Source organism: Propionivibrio dicarboxylicus (assembly GCF_900099695.1).
In the GTDB taxonomy this organism is placed as follows: domain Bacteria; phylum Pseudomonadota; class Gammaproteobacteria; order Burkholderiales; family Rhodocyclaceae; genus Propionivibrio; species Propionivibrio dicarboxylicus.
Map to the genome: position 1 here is coordinate 449,830 of NZ_FNCY01000001.1, position 18,355 is coordinate 468,184.

Annotated in this window: 15 protein-coding genes; 5 read left to right on the forward strand and 10 right to left on the reverse strand. The window is 57.8% G+C overall.

Features of this window, described 5'->3' with window-relative positions; translation table 11 throughout:
• Positions 1-14 precede the first annotated feature (14 nt).
• Genes BLR25_RS02170 through rsmB form a run of 4 tightly spaced genes read right to left on the reverse strand, consistent with a single transcriptional unit; the run spans position 15 to position 5,270 of the window.
• Entirely contained in the window at positions 15-1,277 is a 1,263-nt protein-coding gene (locus BLR25_RS02170; protein ID WP_091932617.1) for a sigma-54-dependent transcriptional regulator, read from the reverse strand.
• 3 nt (positions 1,278-1,280) lie between these two features.
• The gene (locus BLR25_RS02175; RefSeq protein ID WP_091932618.1) at positions 1,281-3,434 is read right to left on the reverse strand and encodes a sensor histidine kinase; all 2,154 of its coding nucleotides are present in this window, start codon (positions 3,432-3,434) and stop codon (positions 1,281-1,283) included.
• Positions 3,431-4,051, reverse strand: a complete 621-nt coding sequence (locus BLR25_RS02180) for a DUF4390 domain-containing protein (RefSeq protein WP_245715450.1) — start codon at positions 4,049-4,051, stop codon at positions 3,431-3,433. Before BLR25_RS02180 ends, BLR25_RS02175 begins: the two co-directional genes overlap by 4 nt.
• Positions 4,002-5,270 (reverse strand): 16S rRNA (cytosine(967)-C(5))-methyltransferase RsmB, encoded by a 1,269-nt coding sequence (gene rsmB, locus BLR25_RS02185; RefSeq protein ID WP_218122595.1) that lies wholly within the window; start codon positions 5,268-5,270, stop codon positions 4,002-4,004. Before rsmB ends, BLR25_RS02180 begins: the two co-directional genes overlap by 50 nt.
• 162 nt (positions 5,271-5,432) lie before the next feature.
• On the opposite strand from rsmB, the gene BLR25_RS02190 reads away from it, so the two are divergent.
• Positions 5,433-6,332 carry a cation diffusion facilitator family transporter gene (locus BLR25_RS02190; protein ID WP_091932621.1) on the forward strand — a complete coding sequence of 300 codons (900 nt, stop codon included), beginning with the start codon at positions 5,433-5,435 and terminating at the stop codon, positions 6,330-6,332.
• The gene (locus BLR25_RS02195) at positions 6,322-7,278 is read left to right on the forward strand and encodes a S1/P1 nuclease (protein WP_176785716.1); all 957 of its coding nucleotides are present in this window, start codon (positions 6,322-6,324) and stop codon (positions 7,276-7,278) included. Before BLR25_RS02190 ends, BLR25_RS02195 begins: the two co-directional genes overlap by 11 nt.
• On the opposite strand, the gene htpX is transcribed toward BLR25_RS02195, so the two are convergent.
• From htpX to def, 3 genes are all read right to left on the reverse strand, one after another.
• The gene (htpX, locus tag BLR25_RS02200) at positions 7,272-8,126 is read right to left on the reverse strand and encodes a zinc metalloprotease HtpX (RefSeq protein ID WP_091933636.1); all 855 of its coding nucleotides are present in this window, start codon (positions 8,124-8,126) and stop codon (positions 7,272-7,274) included. The genes BLR25_RS02195 and htpX overlap by 7 nt on opposite strands.
• Before the next feature lie 78 nt (positions 8,127-8,204).
• Positions 8,205-9,134, reverse strand: coding sequence for a methionyl-tRNA formyltransferase (gene fmt, locus BLR25_RS02205; protein ID WP_091932623.1), 930 nt, complete (start codon positions 9,132-9,134; stop codon positions 8,205-8,207).
• Positions 9,131-9,634, reverse strand: coding sequence for a peptide deformylase (gene def / locus BLR25_RS02210; protein ID WP_091932624.1), 504 nt, complete (start codon positions 9,632-9,634; stop codon positions 9,131-9,133). Before def ends, fmt begins: the two co-directional genes overlap by 4 nt.
• 156 nt (positions 9,635-9,790) lie before the next feature.
• Between def and BLR25_RS02215 the strand changes: the two genes are divergently transcribed.
• The 3 genes from BLR25_RS02215 to BLR25_RS02225 all read left to right on the forward strand — a co-directional run bounded on the left by BLR25_RS02215 (position 9,791) and on the right by BLR25_RS02225 (position 14,558).
• Entirely contained in the window at positions 9,791-10,810 is a 1,020-nt protein-coding gene (locus BLR25_RS02215; RefSeq protein ID WP_091932625.1) for a LysM peptidoglycan-binding domain-containing protein, read from the forward strand.
• A 1-nt stretch (position 10,811) separates the two neighbouring features.
• Positions 10,812-11,906: a DNA-processing protein DprA gene (dprA, locus tag BLR25_RS02220; protein WP_091932628.1), complete on the forward strand. Its 1,095-nt coding sequence runs from the start codon at positions 10,812-10,814 to the stop codon at positions 11,904-11,906.
• 120 nt (positions 11,907-12,026) lie between these two features.
• Positions 12,027-14,558 carry a DNA topoisomerase III gene (locus tag BLR25_RS02225; protein WP_091932631.1) on the forward strand — a complete coding sequence of 844 codons (2,532 nt, stop codon included), beginning with the start codon at positions 12,027-12,029 and terminating at the stop codon, positions 14,556-14,558.
• A 98-nt stretch (positions 14,559-14,656) separates the two neighbouring features.
• On the opposite strand, the gene BLR25_RS02230 is transcribed toward BLR25_RS02225, so the two are convergent.
• Genes BLR25_RS02230 through gyrB form a run of 3 tightly spaced genes read right to left on the reverse strand, consistent with a single transcriptional unit; the run spans position 14,657 to position 18,308 of the window.
• Entirely contained in the window at positions 14,657-15,016 is a 360-nt protein-coding gene (locus BLR25_RS02230; RefSeq protein WP_091933641.1) for a DsrE/DsrF/TusD sulfur relay family protein, read from the reverse strand.
• Positions 15,017-15,059: 43 nt separating this feature from the next.
• A complete protein-coding gene (locus BLR25_RS02235; protein ID WP_091932633.1) occupies positions 15,060-15,776 on the reverse strand; it encodes a pseudouridine synthase in 717 nt (238 codons plus the stop codon).
• A 60-nt stretch (positions 15,777-15,836) separates the two neighbouring features.
• Entirely contained in the window at positions 15,837-18,308 is a 2,472-nt protein-coding gene (gyrB, locus tag BLR25_RS02240) for a DNA topoisomerase (ATP-hydrolyzing) subunit B (protein ID WP_091932636.1), read from the reverse strand.
• Between the last annotated feature and the right edge of the window lie 47 nt (positions 18,309-18,355).

Consider the following 18,355-nt stretch of genomic DNA (forward strand, 5'->3'; position numbering starts at 1 on the left):
GGAACATCCGCGCTTCATTGTTCGGCGTCTTCGCCCCGTCGTCCCAGCGTCAGCCCCAGTTGCTTCAGCTTGCGGTAGAGATGCGTGCGTTCAAGCCCGGTACGCTCGGCCACCCGCGTCATGTTGCCGCGCTCAAGCCTGAGGTGATGCTCGAAGTAGAGACGTTCGAACGCTTCACGCGCTTCCCGCAATGGCTGATCGAACAAGGGCAGGGCAGGCGGCGGTGTGGCCGTGTCGGGCTGGTCGCGACGCAACAGGTTGTCGACGTCCTCCTGTCCGATTTCCTCATCAAGCGCCGCCAGCGCCAGATTTTTCACTGCGGCCAGCAACTCGACCCATTCACCCTGCCAGCGATGCAAGCGCAGGGCATTGAGGGCACTGCTCGAAAAACTGCGCGCCGGCACCTCATTGCGCTCGACCAGATGAGCAAGCACCAAGGTTGCGATTTCAGGGACGTCGTCGGCATGTCCGGAAATGAGCGGCAGGGCCACCCACACCTCGCCGAGCCGGGCCACCAAAGCCGGATCCCAGCCCGTCTCGACCAGCGTCGATAACGGCCGCGAGGTCGCTGCGATCAGTTGCACATGGTATTTTTCCAGGCGCTCCAGGGCGAAACTCAGATTCTTCTGCTGCAGCTTGCCGAGCAAGGCAAGATCGGACACGAACAGAATGCCGCCCGCCGAATTTTCCAGCATCTCCTGAGTCAGCGGCGCGCTCGACACCGAAAGATCGAGCCAGGGCGTCTTCGGTGTGTGCAGTGTCCGGGCACAAATCTCGGCGATGTTGCCCGACGCGCTTTTCAGCAGCAGCACCGAAGTCTTGGCGGCGGCCTGTTCCAGCCGCTTCTTGAGATCCTTCAGCAGCGGTGAGCGCGAAAACGCATCGAGAGTCAGCGGCGGCTTGTGCGGCGAGACGTCGTGTTTGAGCGCTTTCTTGACGGTCGCCAGAAGTTTCTGCAAGGCGATCGGCTTTTCGAGGAAATCGACGGCGCCAACGCGCGTCGCCTCGACGGCCGAATCGATCGTGCCATGACCTGACATCATCACCACCGGCATCGTCAGCAGCCCGGCAGCAGACCATTCCTTCAACAGGGAAATGCCATCAGTATCGGGCATCCAGATGTCGAGCAAGACAAGGTCGGGCCGCTTTTCCGCCCGCGACCGACGTGCCGCGGCAGCGTTCTCGGCCAACATGACGCTATGCCCCTCATCGGCAAGAATCTCCGAGAGTAGCTCGCGAATGCCCATTTCGTCATCGACGACCAATATTTGCGCCATAGTTCAATTCTCTGCAATTTGCATCATGTTTTCTTCTGACGTCTCCGGCGACGGCGCCTGCGGCAACCGGATCGACACTTCCGCTCCCGTCGGTTGACGATTGCTGATCCTGATTTGGCCATCGTGCTCGTCAACAATCTTCTTGACGATCGCCAAGCCTAAACCGGTCCCCCGAGCCTTCGTCGTGACATACGGTTCGAAAACGCGCGCCATTATCTCCGGTGGGAAGCCGGTTCCGCAATCATTTACTGTCATTTCGACCATGCCGTCGTTCTTGCGGGTTAGTACACCGATTTCCTGATGCTCCCGGTTTTCCTGAGCATCTTCGGCATTTCTCAACAAGTTATGGATAATCTGACGCAGTTGCGACGCGTCGCCAAACACCGGCGGCAGATCACTATCCAGCGACAGGGTGATATGCGCCGAAGACGTCTCGTACAAGCCGAGAACTTCGCGAATCAGTGCGTTGAGGTCGAGCGCCTTGCGTTCCGGCGGCGGCAGACGGGCATAGTCGGAAAACTCATTGACCATGCGCTTCATTGCTTGAACCTGATTGATGATGGTTTGCGTGGACCGGTTGAACATCTCGGCATCGCCGCTCTGCAGTTTTCCTGCGAGCTTCAGCTGCAAGCGTTCTGCCGACAGCTGGATCGGTGTTAACGGATTTTTGATTTCATGCGCCAGTCGCCGCGCCACTTCGCCCCAGGCTGCGCTACGTTGTGCCGCAACAAGACGCGTCACGTCGTCGAAAACAACGACGAAACCGCCATAGCTGTCCTCCGGCAATTGCGTACCGCGCAAGTGCAGAATTTGCGGCATGCCCGCAGGACGATTCAATTCAATCTGCGTCTGCCATTCCTTACGGCCGTGCGCAGAAAACGCTTCATGAATCGCCTGGCCCAGCACTTGCTGACGAGGCCAGGTATCGACCGGCGCTCCGAACAAGTCATCCAGGCTGTCGTCAAGAATTGTCTGCGCGCCCTGGTTGGCGGTGCGCAACAGGAAATTGGCGTCGAAGACGAGAACCCCCGCCGAAAGATTGGCGAGAATCGACTCGAGGTAGGAGCGCGCCGATTCAACCTCGATACGATGGCGCTCGGTGTCCCGTCGCGCCTCATTCAACTGCCGCGTCATCTGGTTGAACGACTGGGTGAGCACGCCCAGTTCATCGCGGCTGTAGATCGCCTGGCGCGGCGTGAAGTCGCCGGAAGCTACCGCTTGCGTCCCTTCGGCCAGGATCGACAGCGGCGCCGAAAGACGTCGTGCCAGAAAGAACGCGGTAGCGATCGCCGTGAATAAAGCGAGCAGCACCGTCAGCGTCAGCGTCATCGCATAAATGCGCGTCAAGCCCTCGCGGCCGAGTGACAGTTCCTGGTAATCGCGATAAACCTCCTGCACCCGTTCGGCATTGGCGGCCAAACCGGAAGGCACTGCCTGGGTCAGTTGCAGAATACGCGTCTCGGCTCCAAACACCGACGGCATGACAGGAACATAGGCGCGCAGGATCAGCTCGTCACCGTTGGACGCATCGATCTCACTGTAAGTGCGTCCGGCACGAATGCGGGCAATCAGCTCGATCGCCGGCTGGACGGGAGGCGGCGCCGACAGTTCGCTGGTCGCCGTCGCCAGTAGTTGTCCGTTCGAGGCATAGAGCGCGGCCGATTGAACTGCGACCTGATCGCGCAATCGGCCAAGCACCAGGCGCGGCTGCGGATCGGTCGTTTCGCCGAGCTCGATCGCCATGTTCTTGCCCTTTTCGGTCAGATCGGCGCGCAAGGAATCGAGCGCTTCCCGCCCGAGGTTGAGGCCGGATTCGAGGGCTTTTTCAACGCGCACGTCAAACCAGGTTTCGATACTCTTGGTGACGAACTGAACGGACACGCCATAAATCAGCACACCGGGAAGAACAGCCATCATGCCGAACATGATCATCAGACGCAGCTTGAGTCTTGATCCGAACACACGGGCATGATGCTCTTGCCAGAGATCGCGCACCTGCCAGACGATCAGTACGAAGAGCGACAGCGCGACAACTGCATTGAGGCCAAGAAGCCAGGGATAATGCCGGGCGAACAGGGCGGTATTGGCGCTGGCCGAGGCCAGGAGGAACAGCAGGATACTGCCGAGCGATGCGGCAATAATGATCAACAGTTTCACTTCGCGTCTCCCGCAAGCGACGCAAGTTCGGCCGGCATGAAGCCCCAGCGGACCCAGTCGGAATTGAGACTCCAATCGCGACTTGACAGTGCACTCACCTGGAATGTCTTCGGCATTTGCGAAAGATCCAACCGCATGCGCACGGCTGCCTGATATGCCTTGTCACTACGAACCTCTCCCTTGTCTATGACAGGCCAATAGCGCACCCGGGCCATGACACGGAGCGCCTCATCGAGCGTGGCGTAGCCTTGATGCAGTGACCCGGTCGAAAGCCGGTACTGACGGGTCAATGCGTGGTAGGACAACTGGATCGTGCGGTTGCGACGAAGGACCACTTCGTCGAACCAGTACCAACGCGAGCGCGTGAGTTCGAAATCGATGACGAAATAGAGCACAACCCCTTTGCTGATGACCTCTTCAAGGCGCGTGTTGAAATTGATGTTGAAATCGGCCGACAAGGCATAACCGTCATCGGTCAATTCCAATTGTGGGTTGCGCAGGCTGATATCCGCCGCCTGCGCGACGCCGAAGCAGAGCAACCATGCACAGAAGGCTGCGACGAATGCGCTAAGCGATCTTTTCCAGCACCGCATAGTAGAACCCGTCGCTGGCGGCACACGGCAGCCACTGCTCTTGCGAAATTCTTCTGGCGCCGGACTCTCGGACCAGGAAGGCATCGATCTGTCCGGCATTTTCCTCGGCAAACACGGAACAAGTCGCATAGACCATCCTGCCGCCCGGCTTCAGCAGCGGCCAGAGCGCGTCGAGAATCAAGGCCTGCGTCCGTGCAAATTTGCGAATGTCACTTTCCCGGCGCAAGGATTTGATGTCGGGATGACGCCGGACAACGCCGGAAGCGGAGCAGGGGACATCGGCCAAAATCGCGTCGAACACCTGCCCATCCCACCAATCGGCGGGTTGTGCGGCATCGCCAACGGCTAGCTTGGCGGTCAATTCCAAGCGACGCAACGTATCGCCGATCCGGCGAGCACGCGCCGCATCGACGTCAAGCGCAAGCAGATCAATATCCGCGGATTCGAGCAAATGGGCTGTTTTGCCACCGGGCGCCGCACACGCATCAAGCACCCGCATCCCGTTTGCCGGCGCCAGTAGCGCCGCCGCACGCTGCGCCCCGAGATCCTGAACGGAGACTCGCCCCTCGAAAAACCCGGGCAAGGCATCGACCGGAACCGGATGCTCGAGGCGAACGCCCCAATCACCCACCGCTTGCGCCGACATCGACGCCGACGCCAGCGATTCGAGATAGTCGGCCACGGTGCCCTTGCGACGATTGACACGCAAGCTCATCGGTGGCGGCGCGTTGTCGGCCGCGACGATCTCTTCCCATTGCTGCGGGTAGCCTCGACGCAAACGCTCAAGCCACCAACGCGGATGCTGGTAACGCGCCACCTCGTCATTCGCCAGAGCCGACAGCAGGGACTCGCACTGGCGCAGATAACTCCTCAGGACACCATTGACCAGGCCCTTGAAGACGCCGCTTGCGAGTTCTCCGGACGCCTTCACCGCCTGATCGACCACGGTATGCACTGCCTCCGGACGGCTCTCGAGCCGATACAGCGCCGCGCGCAGCAAGCCATCGGTTTCCCGATGGGACAAAGGCTTGGTCATCAGGCGCCCAAGGAGAAATTCCAGCCGCCCAAACTGGCGCAGACTTCCGTACACCACATCCAGGGCCGCTGCACGCGCCGCGGGTATTTGCCCCTCAAGCAGGACAAGCGCTTCGGTCAGGCTTTGCCCGCCATCCACCCTGGCCAGCAAACGAGCCGCCAAGAGCAGGCTCCAGCCGAGCGAATCGGGCGCCAACGCGGCAGGCACCACAACTGGGTGCTCGCCATCGGCCGCTTCCGGACCCTTCCTTTTTATGACACGCAATTTTTTTGTCGACAAGGACACAATCTCGCCCCAGGCGGACTATTAAGCCGAAAGTGTAGCATGCCGACGCTGGCAGGCCGGCAGCGAAAGCCTCATAATTCCGTGATGAACACCACTTCCATCAAACGTTACGCGTGGCTCTCCATCGCCACGGCAGTCGCCACCATTCTGCTCAAGGGCGCCGCCTGGCGCGTCACCGGTTCGATCGGTCTGCTCTCCGACGCGCTCGAATCGATCGTCAACCTCGCTGGCGCGATGATGGCGCTGGCCATGATCTCGCTCGCCGAACAACCAGCCGACGAACGCCATGCTTACGGCCACGGCAAGGCTGAGTACTTTTCCGCTGGATTCGAAGGCATCCTCATCCTGTTCGCTGCACTCGCCATCGCGGCAACGGCCTGCGAACGCCTGGTCGATCCGCATCCTTTGGAGCGGGTCGGCGTCGGTCTCGTCGTCTCCTGCGTCGCCTCCGTCCTCAACCTGGTCACAGCGCTGATCCTGTTGTCGGCCGGAAAAAAGTATCGCTCGCTCACCTTGGAGGCGGACGCCCACCATCTCCTCACCGACGTCTGGACATCGATCGGCGTCATCCTGGCCGTCGGCGCCGTATCCTTTACTGGGTGGTTGTGGCTGGACCCGGTCATCGCATTGCTCGTCGCCGCCAACATCGTCTGGACCGGATATCGTCTGGTGTCGAGAGCGGTTCATGGGCTGATGGACATCTCCCTGGCTTCCGACGAACACGCTGCCGTCGTCGCCGTTCTCGAGCGCCATTGCACCGACGGTATCGACTACCACGCCTTGCGGACACGTGAATCGGGCAACCGGCGTTTCGTCGAGGTCCACATTCTCGTGCCGGGGCGCTGGACCATTCAGAAAGGCCATGAATATGTCGAACGCCTCGAAGCCGAGATTCGCGACGTGCTTCCTCAATCAACGGTCCTGACGCACCTCGAACCGATCGAAGATCCGGCGTCGCTGGAAGACATCACGCTTGATCGTTAGGACGTTCGCCCAAGGACTCATTCTTGCCGCGCTCGCCGGTTCAAGTGCGACGGCATGGAGTTGGAACGCGACGGGACATCGGCTGATTGCCGGTATCGCATGGACGGTGATGACCCCGTCGGCCCGGCAAGAAGCCGCGCGTCTGCTCGACGCGCATCCCGATCGAACACGCTGGCAAGCGCCTGGGGGAGAAACGCCGGATGCACGGCAGACGTTCATCGCCGCATCCACCTGGCCTGACGAAATCCGCCACGATCCGCGCTTTTTCACACAGGCCACCGAGGCGCCGACCCCGCTTCTGGCCGGCTTTCCCGACATGGAACGTCACACCAGTTGGCACACGCTGGCGCGCCCTCTGGATGCGCCAGCAGGACAACTTTCGCCAAACACGACAAGCGAGAATCTGGGCACTGCCATCGCCACCCAATGCTCGTATTTCGAATACCAAACCGCGAATGCCGCAACGCGAACCTACGCACTTCCTTGGCTGATTCATCTGGTCGGCGACGCTCACCAACCTTTGCACGTAAGTCTGCGGCTCGACACAAACGGTGAATGGGACGGGTTCGGGACACAATTCCGCGTTCGCGACCCGGCAGGCGCGCGAAAATCCCCGATCAGCCTGCACAGTTATTGGGACGATCTGGGCGGTCCGCGCAAATTGCACGGCAACGCGCTCGACACGGCCATCGACAACCTGATCGCGCATCACCCGCAATCAGCCATGGACGCGGAAGCACCCGCTCCGCAATGGCTCGACGAAAGCTGGCGAGCGGCCCAGGCGAATGCTTATCCCGCGTCAAACGACGACATTGCGGTCATTGACGACGATTTTCGCGAGCGCAGCCGTGCCATTGCCGAGCGGCGCATCACCCAGGCCGGCTATCGGCTCGGCCGATTGCTCAACCGTCTGCTCGACGGCCCCGGGATTGCAATACCTCAGTAACGACGTCCGCCGGCCATCTCGCGCAAGCGCGCAACCCGCTCCTCGGTGGCTGGATGCGTACTGAACAAGCCGGCGAGGCCTTCGCCAGACAAGGGGTTCATGATCATCATCTGCGCCGTAGCCGGATGCTCTTCCGCCGTCACCATCGGAATGCCGCGAGCATAAGCGTCGATCTTGGTCAGAGCGTCGGCAAGGGCATTGGGATCCCCGCAGATTTCTGCGCCGCCGCGATCCGCCTCGAATTCGCGGGCGCGTGAAATGGCCATCTGGATCAGGGTAGCAGCAAGCGGCGCCAGGATCGCAAGCAGGATGCCGGCCACCGGATTGACCGGTCGGCCGTCCGAATCGCGCCCACCGAAAAACATCGCGAAATTGGCCAGTGAGGAAATCGCACCGGCCATCGTCGCCGAAATCGTCGATAGCAGGATGTCACGATGGCGGACATGCGCCAGTTCGTGCGCCATCACGCCGCGAATTTCGCGCGCCGACAGCATTTGCAGAATCCCGGTCGTCGCGGCGACGGCGGCATGCTCGGGATTGCGGCCCGTGGCAAAGGCGTTCGGCTGCGGTTCGTCGATCAGATACACCCGGGGCATGGGCAGTCCGGCGCGGCCAGCAAGCTCCCGAACCATTGCATAGAACTGGGGCGCCGACGCCTCATCGACCTCCTGCGCGTTGTACATGCGCAAAACCATTTTGTCAGAAAACCAATAGGCAAACACATTCATCACGCCGCCGAGCAGGAGCGCCAGCATCATGCCGGAAGGTCCGCCCAGATACGAGCCGATAAGGCCGAACAAGGCCACGATCGCGGCCATCAGCAGGGAAGTTTTGAGCCAGTTGAACATCGTCATGCTCTCCGAATGTCACAAGGAATCACGGCTTGCACCGCGCCTTGACCTAGATGGGGAAAGAAGGTGATTACTTCAAGTGGCAGGCGTCAAATCGAAGGATGCACCTGCCAAAATCGTTCCGCCAGCGGCGAATTGCGCCGCACTCATCCGCTTGCCACCGGCCTTCTGCACCTCGAGCAAACACAGGACACCGTCGCCGCAGGCAACGCTGATGCCGTCCTTGCCGACAGCCAAAATCTCGCCTGGCGTCCCCTGCCCAGCGACGCGATACGCTCGCCACACTTTGACGGGTTGTCCGTTCAGACTCGCTACGGCACCGGGAAATGGGTTGAAAGCACGGATATGGCGATCCAACGCTTCCGCCGGTTGGTGCCAGTCGAGCGCTGCCTCGCGTTTTTCGATCTTGGCCGCGTAGGTGATCCCAACCTCGGGTTGAGGACGAGGCGACAAGGGCAGGGAAGCGACTGCATCGACGATCAGGCGTGCACCGAGATCCGCCAGGCGATCGTGCAAACTCGCGCTGGTGTCTTCGTCTTCGATCGTCAAGGCTTCGGATAGCAACACCGGACCGGTATCCAAGCCCGCTTCCATTTGCATGATGCAGACACCCGTCTCGCGGTCGCCGGCGAGAATCGCACGCTGGATCGGCGCAGCTCCCCGCCAGCGGGGTAGCAAGGAGGCATGTATATTGACGCAGCCAAGGCGGGGCATGTCGAGCACCGCTTGCGGCAGAATCAGGCCATACGCGGCAACCACCATCAGATCGGCACCGACGGCGCTCACGCGCGCCTGTGACTCGGTATCACGCAAGGAGTTGGGCTGAAAAACCTCAATTCCGTGCGCCTGCGCCACCTGTTTGACTGCCGAAGGCTGCAAGCTCAACCCTCTGCCAGCGGGACGATCCGGCTGAGTAAGCACTAACACCAATTCATGCCCAGCGGCAATCAGTGCTTCCAACGCCTGGGCGGCAAACACCGGCGTTCCCGCAAAAATCAATTTCATGCCGTAATCCGCGCCTGTTTGGAAAGCTTGTTCTTGATGCGCATTTGCTTCAGCGCCGAGAGATGCTCAACGAACACCTTGCCCTGCAGATGATCCATTTCGTGCTGCAGGCAAACCGCCAAGAGGCCATCGGCCTCGACGATTTGACTTTGTCCGTCGAGATCGAGATAAGCGACCTTAACCCGCTCAGCCCGCAGCACCTTGTCGTAAATGCCTGGCACCGAGAGGCAGCCTTCCTCGCCGACCTGCTCACCGTCGGCCTCAACAAGTTCGGGATTGATCAGGACCAGTAGTTGGTCGCGAGTTTCCGAAACGTCGATGACGATGACACGCTTGTGAACATCGACCTGTGTCGCCGCAAGGCCAATACCCGGCGCTTCGTACATGGTTTCCGCCATGTCCCGCGCGAGTTGACGGATGCTGTCATTGACGACATCAACCCGAGCGGCCACTTTTTTCAGGCGCGGATCGGGGAAACGGAGAATGGGTAGAAGCGCCATAAAATTGCTTGATCGAAAAAATGATTACGTGCAGAATCGGTCGGAAAGTCAGGGAGAATCGCGCTCGCCTCGCTGCCGGATTCCCGTCGTTTCAGGAATTGCTAAGGTTTCGACGGGACGCCGATCCTGCTGTCCGGGTCGCATGAGGATACCACGATGACACGCATTTTATCCGCGCTTGTTCTGGCATTGGCCGCCGTCTGCGGGTATGCACAGGACACGCCCGGCGTTCTCGCCGAGTCGGCGCCAAACCGGTATGTGGTCACGAGCGGCGATACGTTATGGGGGATTGCCGCGCGATTTCTCAAGGATCCATGGCGCTGGCCCGAGCTTTGGCGCATGAATCGCGAACAGGTGCGTAACCCTGGCCGCATCCATCCCGGCGATGTCATTGTTCTTGAACGTGATAGCGATGGAACGCCTTACCTACGTCTCGAAACGGTCAAGCTGCAACCCGCCATTCACGCCACCCGGCTAACGCCCGCGATTCCACCGATCCCGCCAAACGCCATCGAACCCTTCATCTCGGCACCGCTTGTCGTTGAAGCCGGCGAACTCGAACATGCCGCCCGCATCGTCGCGACGCAACAGGATCGCGTATTTCTAGGCAACGGCGATCTCGCCTATGTCGAAAACGCCCCGCCGGAGATTGCGCTTTGGCAGGTCTACCGAAATGGCCGTCCGCTCTATGATCCGGAGAGCCCCAAGGAAATTCTGGGCTATGAGGCCTTTCATCTAGGTACCGCCAAACAGATCCGCGCCGGTACGCCGGCGACGTTCGAAATTCAAACCGTGAAACAGGAAATCGGTCGCGGAGACCGCTTGGTTCCGGCGTCGACTCCAGTACTTGTCGATTACATTCCACACCGTCCGGATCGCGCGATCGAAGCTCGGGTGATCTCAATTTATGGTGGCGTCGGCTCAGCTGGCCGAGGATCGATCATCTCTCTCAGTCGTGGTGATCGGGACGGACTGGAAGTCGGGCATGTTCTGGTGGTGGAACGCAATCGGACAATGGCCGGGAGGGATGAAAAGGATCGCGCCTATGCCATCCCGATTCCCCGCGAACAGATTGGTCTCGCTTTCGTTTTCCGAAGCTTTTCGCGGATCGCCTATGCACTGATCCTGCAATCGGAAGGCACCGTCAACGTCAATGATTTCGTCCGCACGCCATAGAATGGTGCCGGACCTCGCTCTTGCCGGCTGGCTTCGTCTAACCCACGTCCCTGGTATCGGCGGGGAAACACAACGGCGGTTGCTACGCGCCTTTGGCGGGCCGGATAAGATTTTTTCCGCCGATCCTGGCGCGCTTGCCAACACCATCGGCCCGGAAAGAGCCCGGCGCTTGCTCGAAACCGATACAACCTCAGCAATACAAGCAGCGCTCGCCTGGGGGTCGGAATCCGACCATGCCATTGTCACACTCGGTTCCCCCGAATACCCGGCTGCATTGCTGGAAATTCCCGACCCGCCAACAGTGCTTTATGTAAATGGCCGCGTTGAATTGCTCAGAAGAGCAGCAATATCTGTCGTCGGTAGTCGTAATCCGACGCCACAGGGCGCTGCCAATGCGAGTCGGTTTGCTGCGGCGCTCGCGCAATCGGGTTTAGCCGTTGTCAGCGGTCTCGCTCACGGGATCGATGCGGCCGCTCACCGGGGCGTGCTTGAAACAGAGGGCGATACCATTGCCGTCATCGGTACAGGCATTGATCGGATTTATCCGGCGGCGCATCGTGATTTGGCCCGGGAAATCGTCAGACGAGGCTGCATCGTGTCTGAATTTCCACTTGGCACACCCGCAATCGCCGGAAATTTCCCAAGGCGCAACCGATTGATCTCCGGGCTGTCGCTGGGAACTTTGGTGGTCGAAGCTGCCGTCGATAGCGGCTCGCTCATCACCGCCAGACTTGCCGCGGAACAGGGAAGAGAAGTCTTCGCCATTCCCGGGTCGATTCACTCGCCGCTATCAAGAGGATCCCATGCCTTGATCAAGCAGGGTGCAAAACTTGTCGAAACCGTTCAGGATATCCTCGATGAACTCAACTACGACACGCCTGTTGGTCCCGCTTTGACTGACACACCGCAGAACCATCCAGTACAGTCTGATACCGTTCTCGAACATCTTGGTTTCGATCCCTGTAGCATCGACACCCTCGCTGCTCGCACGCAACTGCCTATCGACACACTTTCAACACGCCTGCTGCAATTGGAACTTGAAGGACGGTTATCGTGTCTTCCCGGCGGGTTCGTTCAGAGACTCTGCGCGCAATAACCGATTTCTGCGGGTGTGGCATGCTTGCCAAGCGTCACGATCCGCTCTTATCATGCACGGCAAGTACGCCAGCGCGTTAATGCCAAAAACATATTCTAATTTTCCGGACGTCCCGATTCCATGAGCAAAAAGCTGATTATTGCCGAAAAGCCCTCAGTGGCGAACGATATCGCGAGGGCGCTGGGCGGGTTCACCAAGCATGACGACTACTTCGAGAGCGAAAACGCCGTGCTTTGCTCTGCGATCGGGCATCTGGTTGAACTGGCGTGTCCGGAAGAATTCGAAGTAAAGCGTGGGAAATGGTCCTTTGCGCATCTGCCCGTCATCCCGCCAAACTTCGATCTGAAGCCGATCGAAAAGACTGAGTCCCGGTTGAAATTACTGACGCGGCTCATCAAGCGCAAAGACGTCACCAGTCTTGTCAATGCCTGCGACGCGGGACGAGAAGGTGAATTGATTTTCAATTACATCGCTCTGCACGCCAAGTCGAGCAAACCGGTCGAGCGCCTCTGGTTGCAATCGATGACCCAACAGGCGATACGCGACGGTTTTGCCAATCTTCGGCCTGGTATCGAATTGCAGGGGTTAGCGGATGCGGCGGTATGCCGCTCGGAATCCGACTGGCTGGTCGGAATCAACGGCACCCGCGCAATGACTGCGTTCAACTCCAAGACCGGCGGATTCCATCTCACGACGGTCGGTCGCGTGCAAACGCCGACCCTGGCCCTGATGGTCGATCGCGAAGACAAAATTCGTCGCTTCAAGGCACGTACCTTCTGGGAAGTCGAAGCGACCTTCACTGGCGTTAATGGCCAGTATTCGGGTAAATGGTTCGACGAACAATTCAAAGGCAAAGCGGAAGACGAACACGCACGGGCCGAGCGACTTTGGGAAGAGGCACGCGCACAGCAACTGGTCGAAAAGTGCCAGGGAAAACTTGGCTGCGTTACCGAAGAGGCCAAACCCTCGACGCAGCTATCTCCTTTGCTGTACGACCTGACCAGCCTCCAGCGTGATGCGAATGCCCGTTTCGGCTTCTCGGCCAAATCAACCCTTGGCCTGGCACAAGCGCTGTACGAAAAGCATAAGGTGCTGACATATCCGCGTACCGATGCGCGCGCGCTGCCTGAAGATTACCTGGGCACGGTCAAGAGTACTTTGTCGATGCTCACCGGTGAGGGTATCGGCAAAGGAAGCGACGAAGCCTTGCTTGCACGCTATTCACCTTTCGCTCACCAAATCCTCGCACGTAGTTGGGTGATGCCGAATAAGCGGATTTTCAACAACGCAAAGATCTCGGATCACTTCGCCATTATTCCGACGCTGCAGGCGCCGAAGCATCTTTCCGAGCCAGAACAGAAACTGTACGACCTTGTGGTCAAACGCTTCTTGGCCGTTTTCTATCCGGCTGCAGAATACATGCTGACCACACGCATCACGCGCGTCGAAGGTGAACCCTTCAAGACAGAAGGCAAAGTTCTGGTTTTCCCCGGTTGGCTTGCGGTCTACGGGCGAGAAAGTCAGGAAGGCGATGAAGGAAATCTTGTCCCGGTTGCACCCAAAGAATCGGTATGCACCGATCCGGTTAAACTCAATCGTAATGAGACGCGTCCTCCCGCACGCTACAGCGAAGCAACCCTGCTGTCCGCGATGGAAGGCGCAGGGAAGATGGTTGATGACGAAGAATTGAAGGCCGCAATGGCGGGGCGGGGCTTGGGCACGCCGGCGACGCGCGCGCAAATTATTGAAAACCTTTTGAATGAGCAATATATCCACAGGGAAGGCCGGGAGTTGATTCCAACCGCCAAGGCTTTTTCCTTGATGACATTGCTCAACGGGCTCGGCATCCCTGAACTGACAGCGCCCGAACTAACCGGCGAATGGGAATACAAGCTCGCACGCATGGAGCGGGGCGAGATGTCGCGCGAAGCGTTCATGAAGGAAATCGCCGCGATGACGCAACTCATCGTGGAACGTGCAAAGAGTTATGACAGTGATACGATTCCGGGGGATTTTGGCGAATTGCAGTCTCCCTGCCCCAAGTGCAAGGGCAAGATCAAGGAGACGTACAAGAAATTCCAATGCCAATCCTGTGATTTCTCTCTGTGGAAAATTGTCGCGGGCAGGCAGTTTGAGGCAGAAGAAATCGAGACGCTGATCTCCACGCGCATGGTGGGCCCGTTAACCGGTTTTCGTAACAAGATGGGGCGCCCGTTCAATGCGATCATCCGTCTCAACGCGGATAACGCCGCTGAATTCGATTTTGGGCAAAACACAGGTTCGGATGGAGAAGGGCAGGAAGATGTCGATTTTTCAGCTCAAACCAGTTTGGGCGTGTGTCCGAAATGCGGGGCTCAGGTGTTTGAACACGGCCTTGCGTATGTCTGTGAAAAATCCGTTGGTGCCGCAAAATCCTGCGATTTCCGCTCTGGAAAAGTTATTTTGCAACAAACAGTTGAACCTGAGCAGATGCGAAAGCTACTGACAACCGGGCGGACGGATTTACTTAAAGAGTTCGTGTCCGCACGCACGCGAAGGAAATTCTCGGCGTTCCTGGTACGGGGTTCCGACGGAAAAGTTGGGTTTGAATTTGAAAAGCGGGAACCCAAACCAAAGGCTGCGGCGGCGGGAAAGCCGGCCAAGAAATCCTGATTACGATCAATGCGCGCTATCGAGGCTGGTATCCCCAGCCTCTTTTTTTGTTTCACGTGGAACACAACCGCCCGGAGACGCGCTGGAGCACGATGAAATTAGAACGTCAGTACCTTATCGGCTTGAAGCGTCCATTCGGCCAATTCCGGAAGCGTCGAAATCCGGACTCCGGGGATCAGGCGCGCTTCGCTGATGCCGCGCGTGGCAGCACAAGTACGACACAGACACACTGACACGCCTTTGCGCAGCAGATCCTCGAGCATCGCCTGCAGGCCGCCACCGGCCTCAGCCGCCGCTTGTCCTGGAAGGGCGACAGTGACCGCATCGGACATTAAGAACACGCGCAACTCAACCGTCGTACTTTCTTGTGCCACCAGTGCCGTACTGAGACGCAAGGCGCCCAACATCCGCTCATTACCGTAGGCCGCCGCTTGAACGATCATCAAAATGTTTTGCATTACCATATCCTCGTTGATCAAGCCTATCCGCAACCAGGAATGCTCATTCCGAAGCCTTCCAGCCAAGCAACTGCAATTCATCGGACTCTAACCACCGCCACTCACCCGGAGCTAAAGAGGAGGGGAGTTGGAAACCGCCAATTGCAACGCGCCGAAGTTGCTCAACACGATTCCCGGTTGCTGCAATCATCCGCTTAACTAGATGATAGCGCCCTTCTGTAACGGACATCCGTACGATGGTTTCGCTCACGCGTTCGCAAGAGATCGCCTTAGCGGGTTGCGGATCGTCACGGAGTACCACGCCAGCCTCCAGTTGCTCCAACTGGGTATCAGGAACGCTATGGCGCGCGATCACCTCATAACACTTCGGAACAGCCTTTTTGGGCGAGCTAAGTGCATGAATAAATTGACCGTCGTCTGAGAGCAGTAGCAGTCCCGTTGTATCCGAGTCCAGGCGACCGACCGCTTGAACCCCTCGTCGAACAAGATCTGGCGGTAAGAGACTAAAGACACTGGGGTAGCGCTCAGGCCGATGCGAACACTCGAAATCGGCGGGTTTGTTAAGCACGATATAGACATGCCGCTGGTAAATGAACTCAACGCCGTCAATAACGAATCGCGCGCGTTCAAGGACGATCTCGGTGTCGGGATCCCGAATGATTCCAGCATCCCCGACACTAACCCGACCGCATTCAATCATCCGACGGCATTCATTCCGCGACCCAAAGCCCTGCGACTGCAGAAGCTGATCGAGTCGCATTACCCGCTTTACCCTTGCACTCACCTCAACACGCCATAACCAAAGTGCCCGGCGTCGTTCTTAAACGTCGATGTTCCGCGCAGCGAGCGCATTTGTTTCGATGAAATTACGACGCGGCTCAACGAGCTCTCCCATAAGCATTGTGAAAATATCATCGGCGGAAATGGCGTCCTCGATCTGAACCCGAAGGAGACGGCGCACTTTCGGATCCATTGTCGTTTCCCACAACTGCTCTGGATTCATTTCACCCAGGCCCTTGTAACGCTGCTTACTGATTCCGCGTTCCACTTCGGACAAAAGCCAGCGCATCGTTTCCGCAAAGCTACTTACCAACTGCTTCTTTTCGCCTCTAAGCACGTAGCCACCCGAACCATACAATCCCGCCAACAACTGCGCTGTCTTACGTAACTGAACGTAGTCGCCGCTGACCAACAAATCTTCATCGATCACGCCGACCTTAAGATTGCCATGATGCATTTTCTCGATGCGCAACTGCCATCTTTCTTGGGCGCTGTCATAGCGCGCGAAGACATTCAACCCAGCCTTCGCATCGATCACAGCCATCAGCGACTGTGCGCTTGACGTCGCAAGTGTTTCATTTGAAAGATCAAGTTCAAGATTGGCGTCAATCAGGGCATGCAAAACATCTGGATCTATTAAATGCGCCAAGCGATTAATGACGGCCTGCGATAACAAATATTCGCGTGCCAACTCTTCCAGAGCTACACCACGGATTTCGGCAGCACCGACCTTCGGTACGAGTACCGCTTCATCGAGTGCCATTCTCAGGAGGTATTGATTCAAGGCTTGATCGTCCTTGATGTACGTCTCTGTCTTTCCGTGCCTAACTTTATAAAGCGGCGGTTGCGCAATATAAATATGCCCGCCTTCCACCAATTCGGGCATTTGCCGGTAGAAGAAAGTCAACAACAGCGTTCGGATGTGCGCACCGTCGACGTCAGCGTCAGTCATGATAATCAAACGGTGATACCGAAGTTTTTCGGGCTTGTACTCGTCCTTCCCGATTCCGGTCCCCAAAGCAGTGATCAATGTTGCGATTTCCTGAGACGAAATCAGCTTGTCGAATCGGGCCTTTTCGACGTTGAGAATTTTTCCTTTAAGCGGAAGAATGGCTTGAAACTTACGATCGCGCCCTTGCTTGGCGGAACCACCGGCGGAATCACCCTCGACCAGATACAACTCACACAAGGCTGGATCTTTCTCCTGGCAGTCCGCCAGCTTGCCGGGAAGTCCGACACCGTCAAGCAATCCTTTCCGGCGCGTCATCTCGCGCGCCTTTCGCGCGGCATCACGCGCGCGCGCAGCTTCGACAATCTTGCCTGTAATGACTCTGGCGTCGGACGGATTTTCCTCCAAGAATTCGGCAAGCTTCTGCGCCACAACTTCTTCAACCGCAGGACGCGCCTCTGACGAAACCAGTTTCATCTTGGTTTGCGACGCGAACTTCGGATCCGGCATCTTTACCGACAAGACACACGCGAGACCTTCGCGCATATCGTCGCCAGAGATATCGACCTTAGCCTTCTTGGCAATTTCATTGACTTCAATGTACTTGTTGATAACACGCGTCATTGCCGCCCGTAAGCCGGTCAAGTGCGTTCCGCCGTCGGACTGCGGAATATTATTCGTAAAGCACAGTACTTGCTCGGCGTACGTATCGTTCCACTGCATCGCCACTTCGACACCGATAACTCCGCCCGTCGGAAGTTGCGATTCTCCCGCTGCGCAGAAAACCGACGGGTGTAGCACGGCCTTCGATCGGTTGATGTATTCGACAAAGCCCTTGACGCCTCCAAGGAAAGCGAAATCCTCTTCCTTTCCGGTGCGCTGATCGACCAAGCGAATTTTCACGCCGTTATTCAGGAAGGAAAGTTCACGCAAGCGCTTGGCGATCACTTCGTAATGAAATTCAACATGGCCGAAGATCTCTTCGTCCGCCATAAAGTGAACTTCGGTTCCACGTCGTTCGGTATTACCGACGGTACGTAGCGGCGATACCTCGACGCCGTTCTGTACTTCGATCAACCGATCGGCAACACTGCCTCGCCGGAATTCCAACTGATATTTCTTGCCGTCACGGCGAATGGTCAAGCGCAACCATTTCGACAAAGCATTTACACAGGAAACGCCAACACCGTGCAGACCGCCGGAAACCTTGTAGGAGTTTTGATTGAACTTACCACCAGCGTGTAGCACGCACATCACAATTTCTGCGGCGGAGCGCTTGGGTTCATTCTTGTCATCGAATTTGATGCCAGTAGGAATACCCCGACCGTTATCGGTCACTGAAATGGAGTTATCGGCATGAATGGTGATCACAATATCGTCGCAGTGACCGGCGAGTGCTTCGTCGATTGCGTTATCCACCACTTCGAAAACCATGTGATGCAAACCGGTACCATCCGAGGTATCGCCGATGTACATTCCGGGCCGCTTGCGGACCGCTTCCAAACCTTCTAGTTGCTGAATGCTTGATTCGTCGTAAGCGGCTGCGTCATTCGTTTCTATCATTCCGATTCCAATTCCAGTTTCACGTGAAACATCTACTGCTACTTCCT

Bases quoted from the DNA above. Each gene is read 5' to 3' on its own strand.
- BLR25_RS02170 (WP_091932617.1), bottom strand. From the start codon at position 1,277: ATGGCGCAAATATTGGTCGTCGATGACGAAATGGGCATTCGCGAGCTA.
- BLR25_RS02190 (WP_091932621.1), top strand. From the start codon at position 5,433: ATGAACACCACTTCCATCAAACGTTACGCGTGGCTCTCCATCGCCACG.
- htpX (WP_091933636.1), bottom strand. From the start codon at position 8,126: ATGTTCAACTGGCTCAAAACTTCCCTGCTGATGGCCGCGATCGTGGCC.
- fmt (WP_091932623.1), bottom strand. From the start codon at position 9,134: ATGAAATTGATTTTTGCGGGAACGCCGGTGTTTGCCGCCCAGGCGTTG.
- def (WP_091932624.1), bottom strand. From the start codon at position 9,634: ATGGCGCTTCTACCCATTCTCCGTTTCCCCGATCCGCGCCTGAAAAAA.
- BLR25_RS02215 (WP_091932625.1), top strand. From the start codon at position 9,791: ATGACACGCATTTTATCCGCGCTTGTTCTGGCATTGGCCGCCGTCTGC.
- dprA (WP_091932628.1), top strand. From the start codon at position 10,812: ATGGTGCCGGACCTCGCTCTTGCCGGCTGGCTTCGTCTAACCCACGTC.
- BLR25_RS02225 (WP_091932631.1), top strand. From the start codon at position 12,027: ATGAGCAAAAAGCTGATTATTGCCGAAAAGCCCTCAGTGGCGAACGAT.
- BLR25_RS02230 (WP_091933641.1), bottom strand. From the start codon at position 15,016: ATGCAAAACATTTTGATGATCGTTCAAGCGGCGGCCTACGGTAATGAG.
- BLR25_RS02235 (WP_091932633.1), bottom strand. From the start codon at position 15,776: ATGCGACTCGATCAGCTTCTGCAGTCGCAGGGCTTTGGGTCGCGGAAT.
- gyrB (WP_091932636.1), bottom strand. From the start codon at position 18,308: ATGATAGAAACGAATGACGCAGCCGCTTACGACGAATCAAGCATTCAG.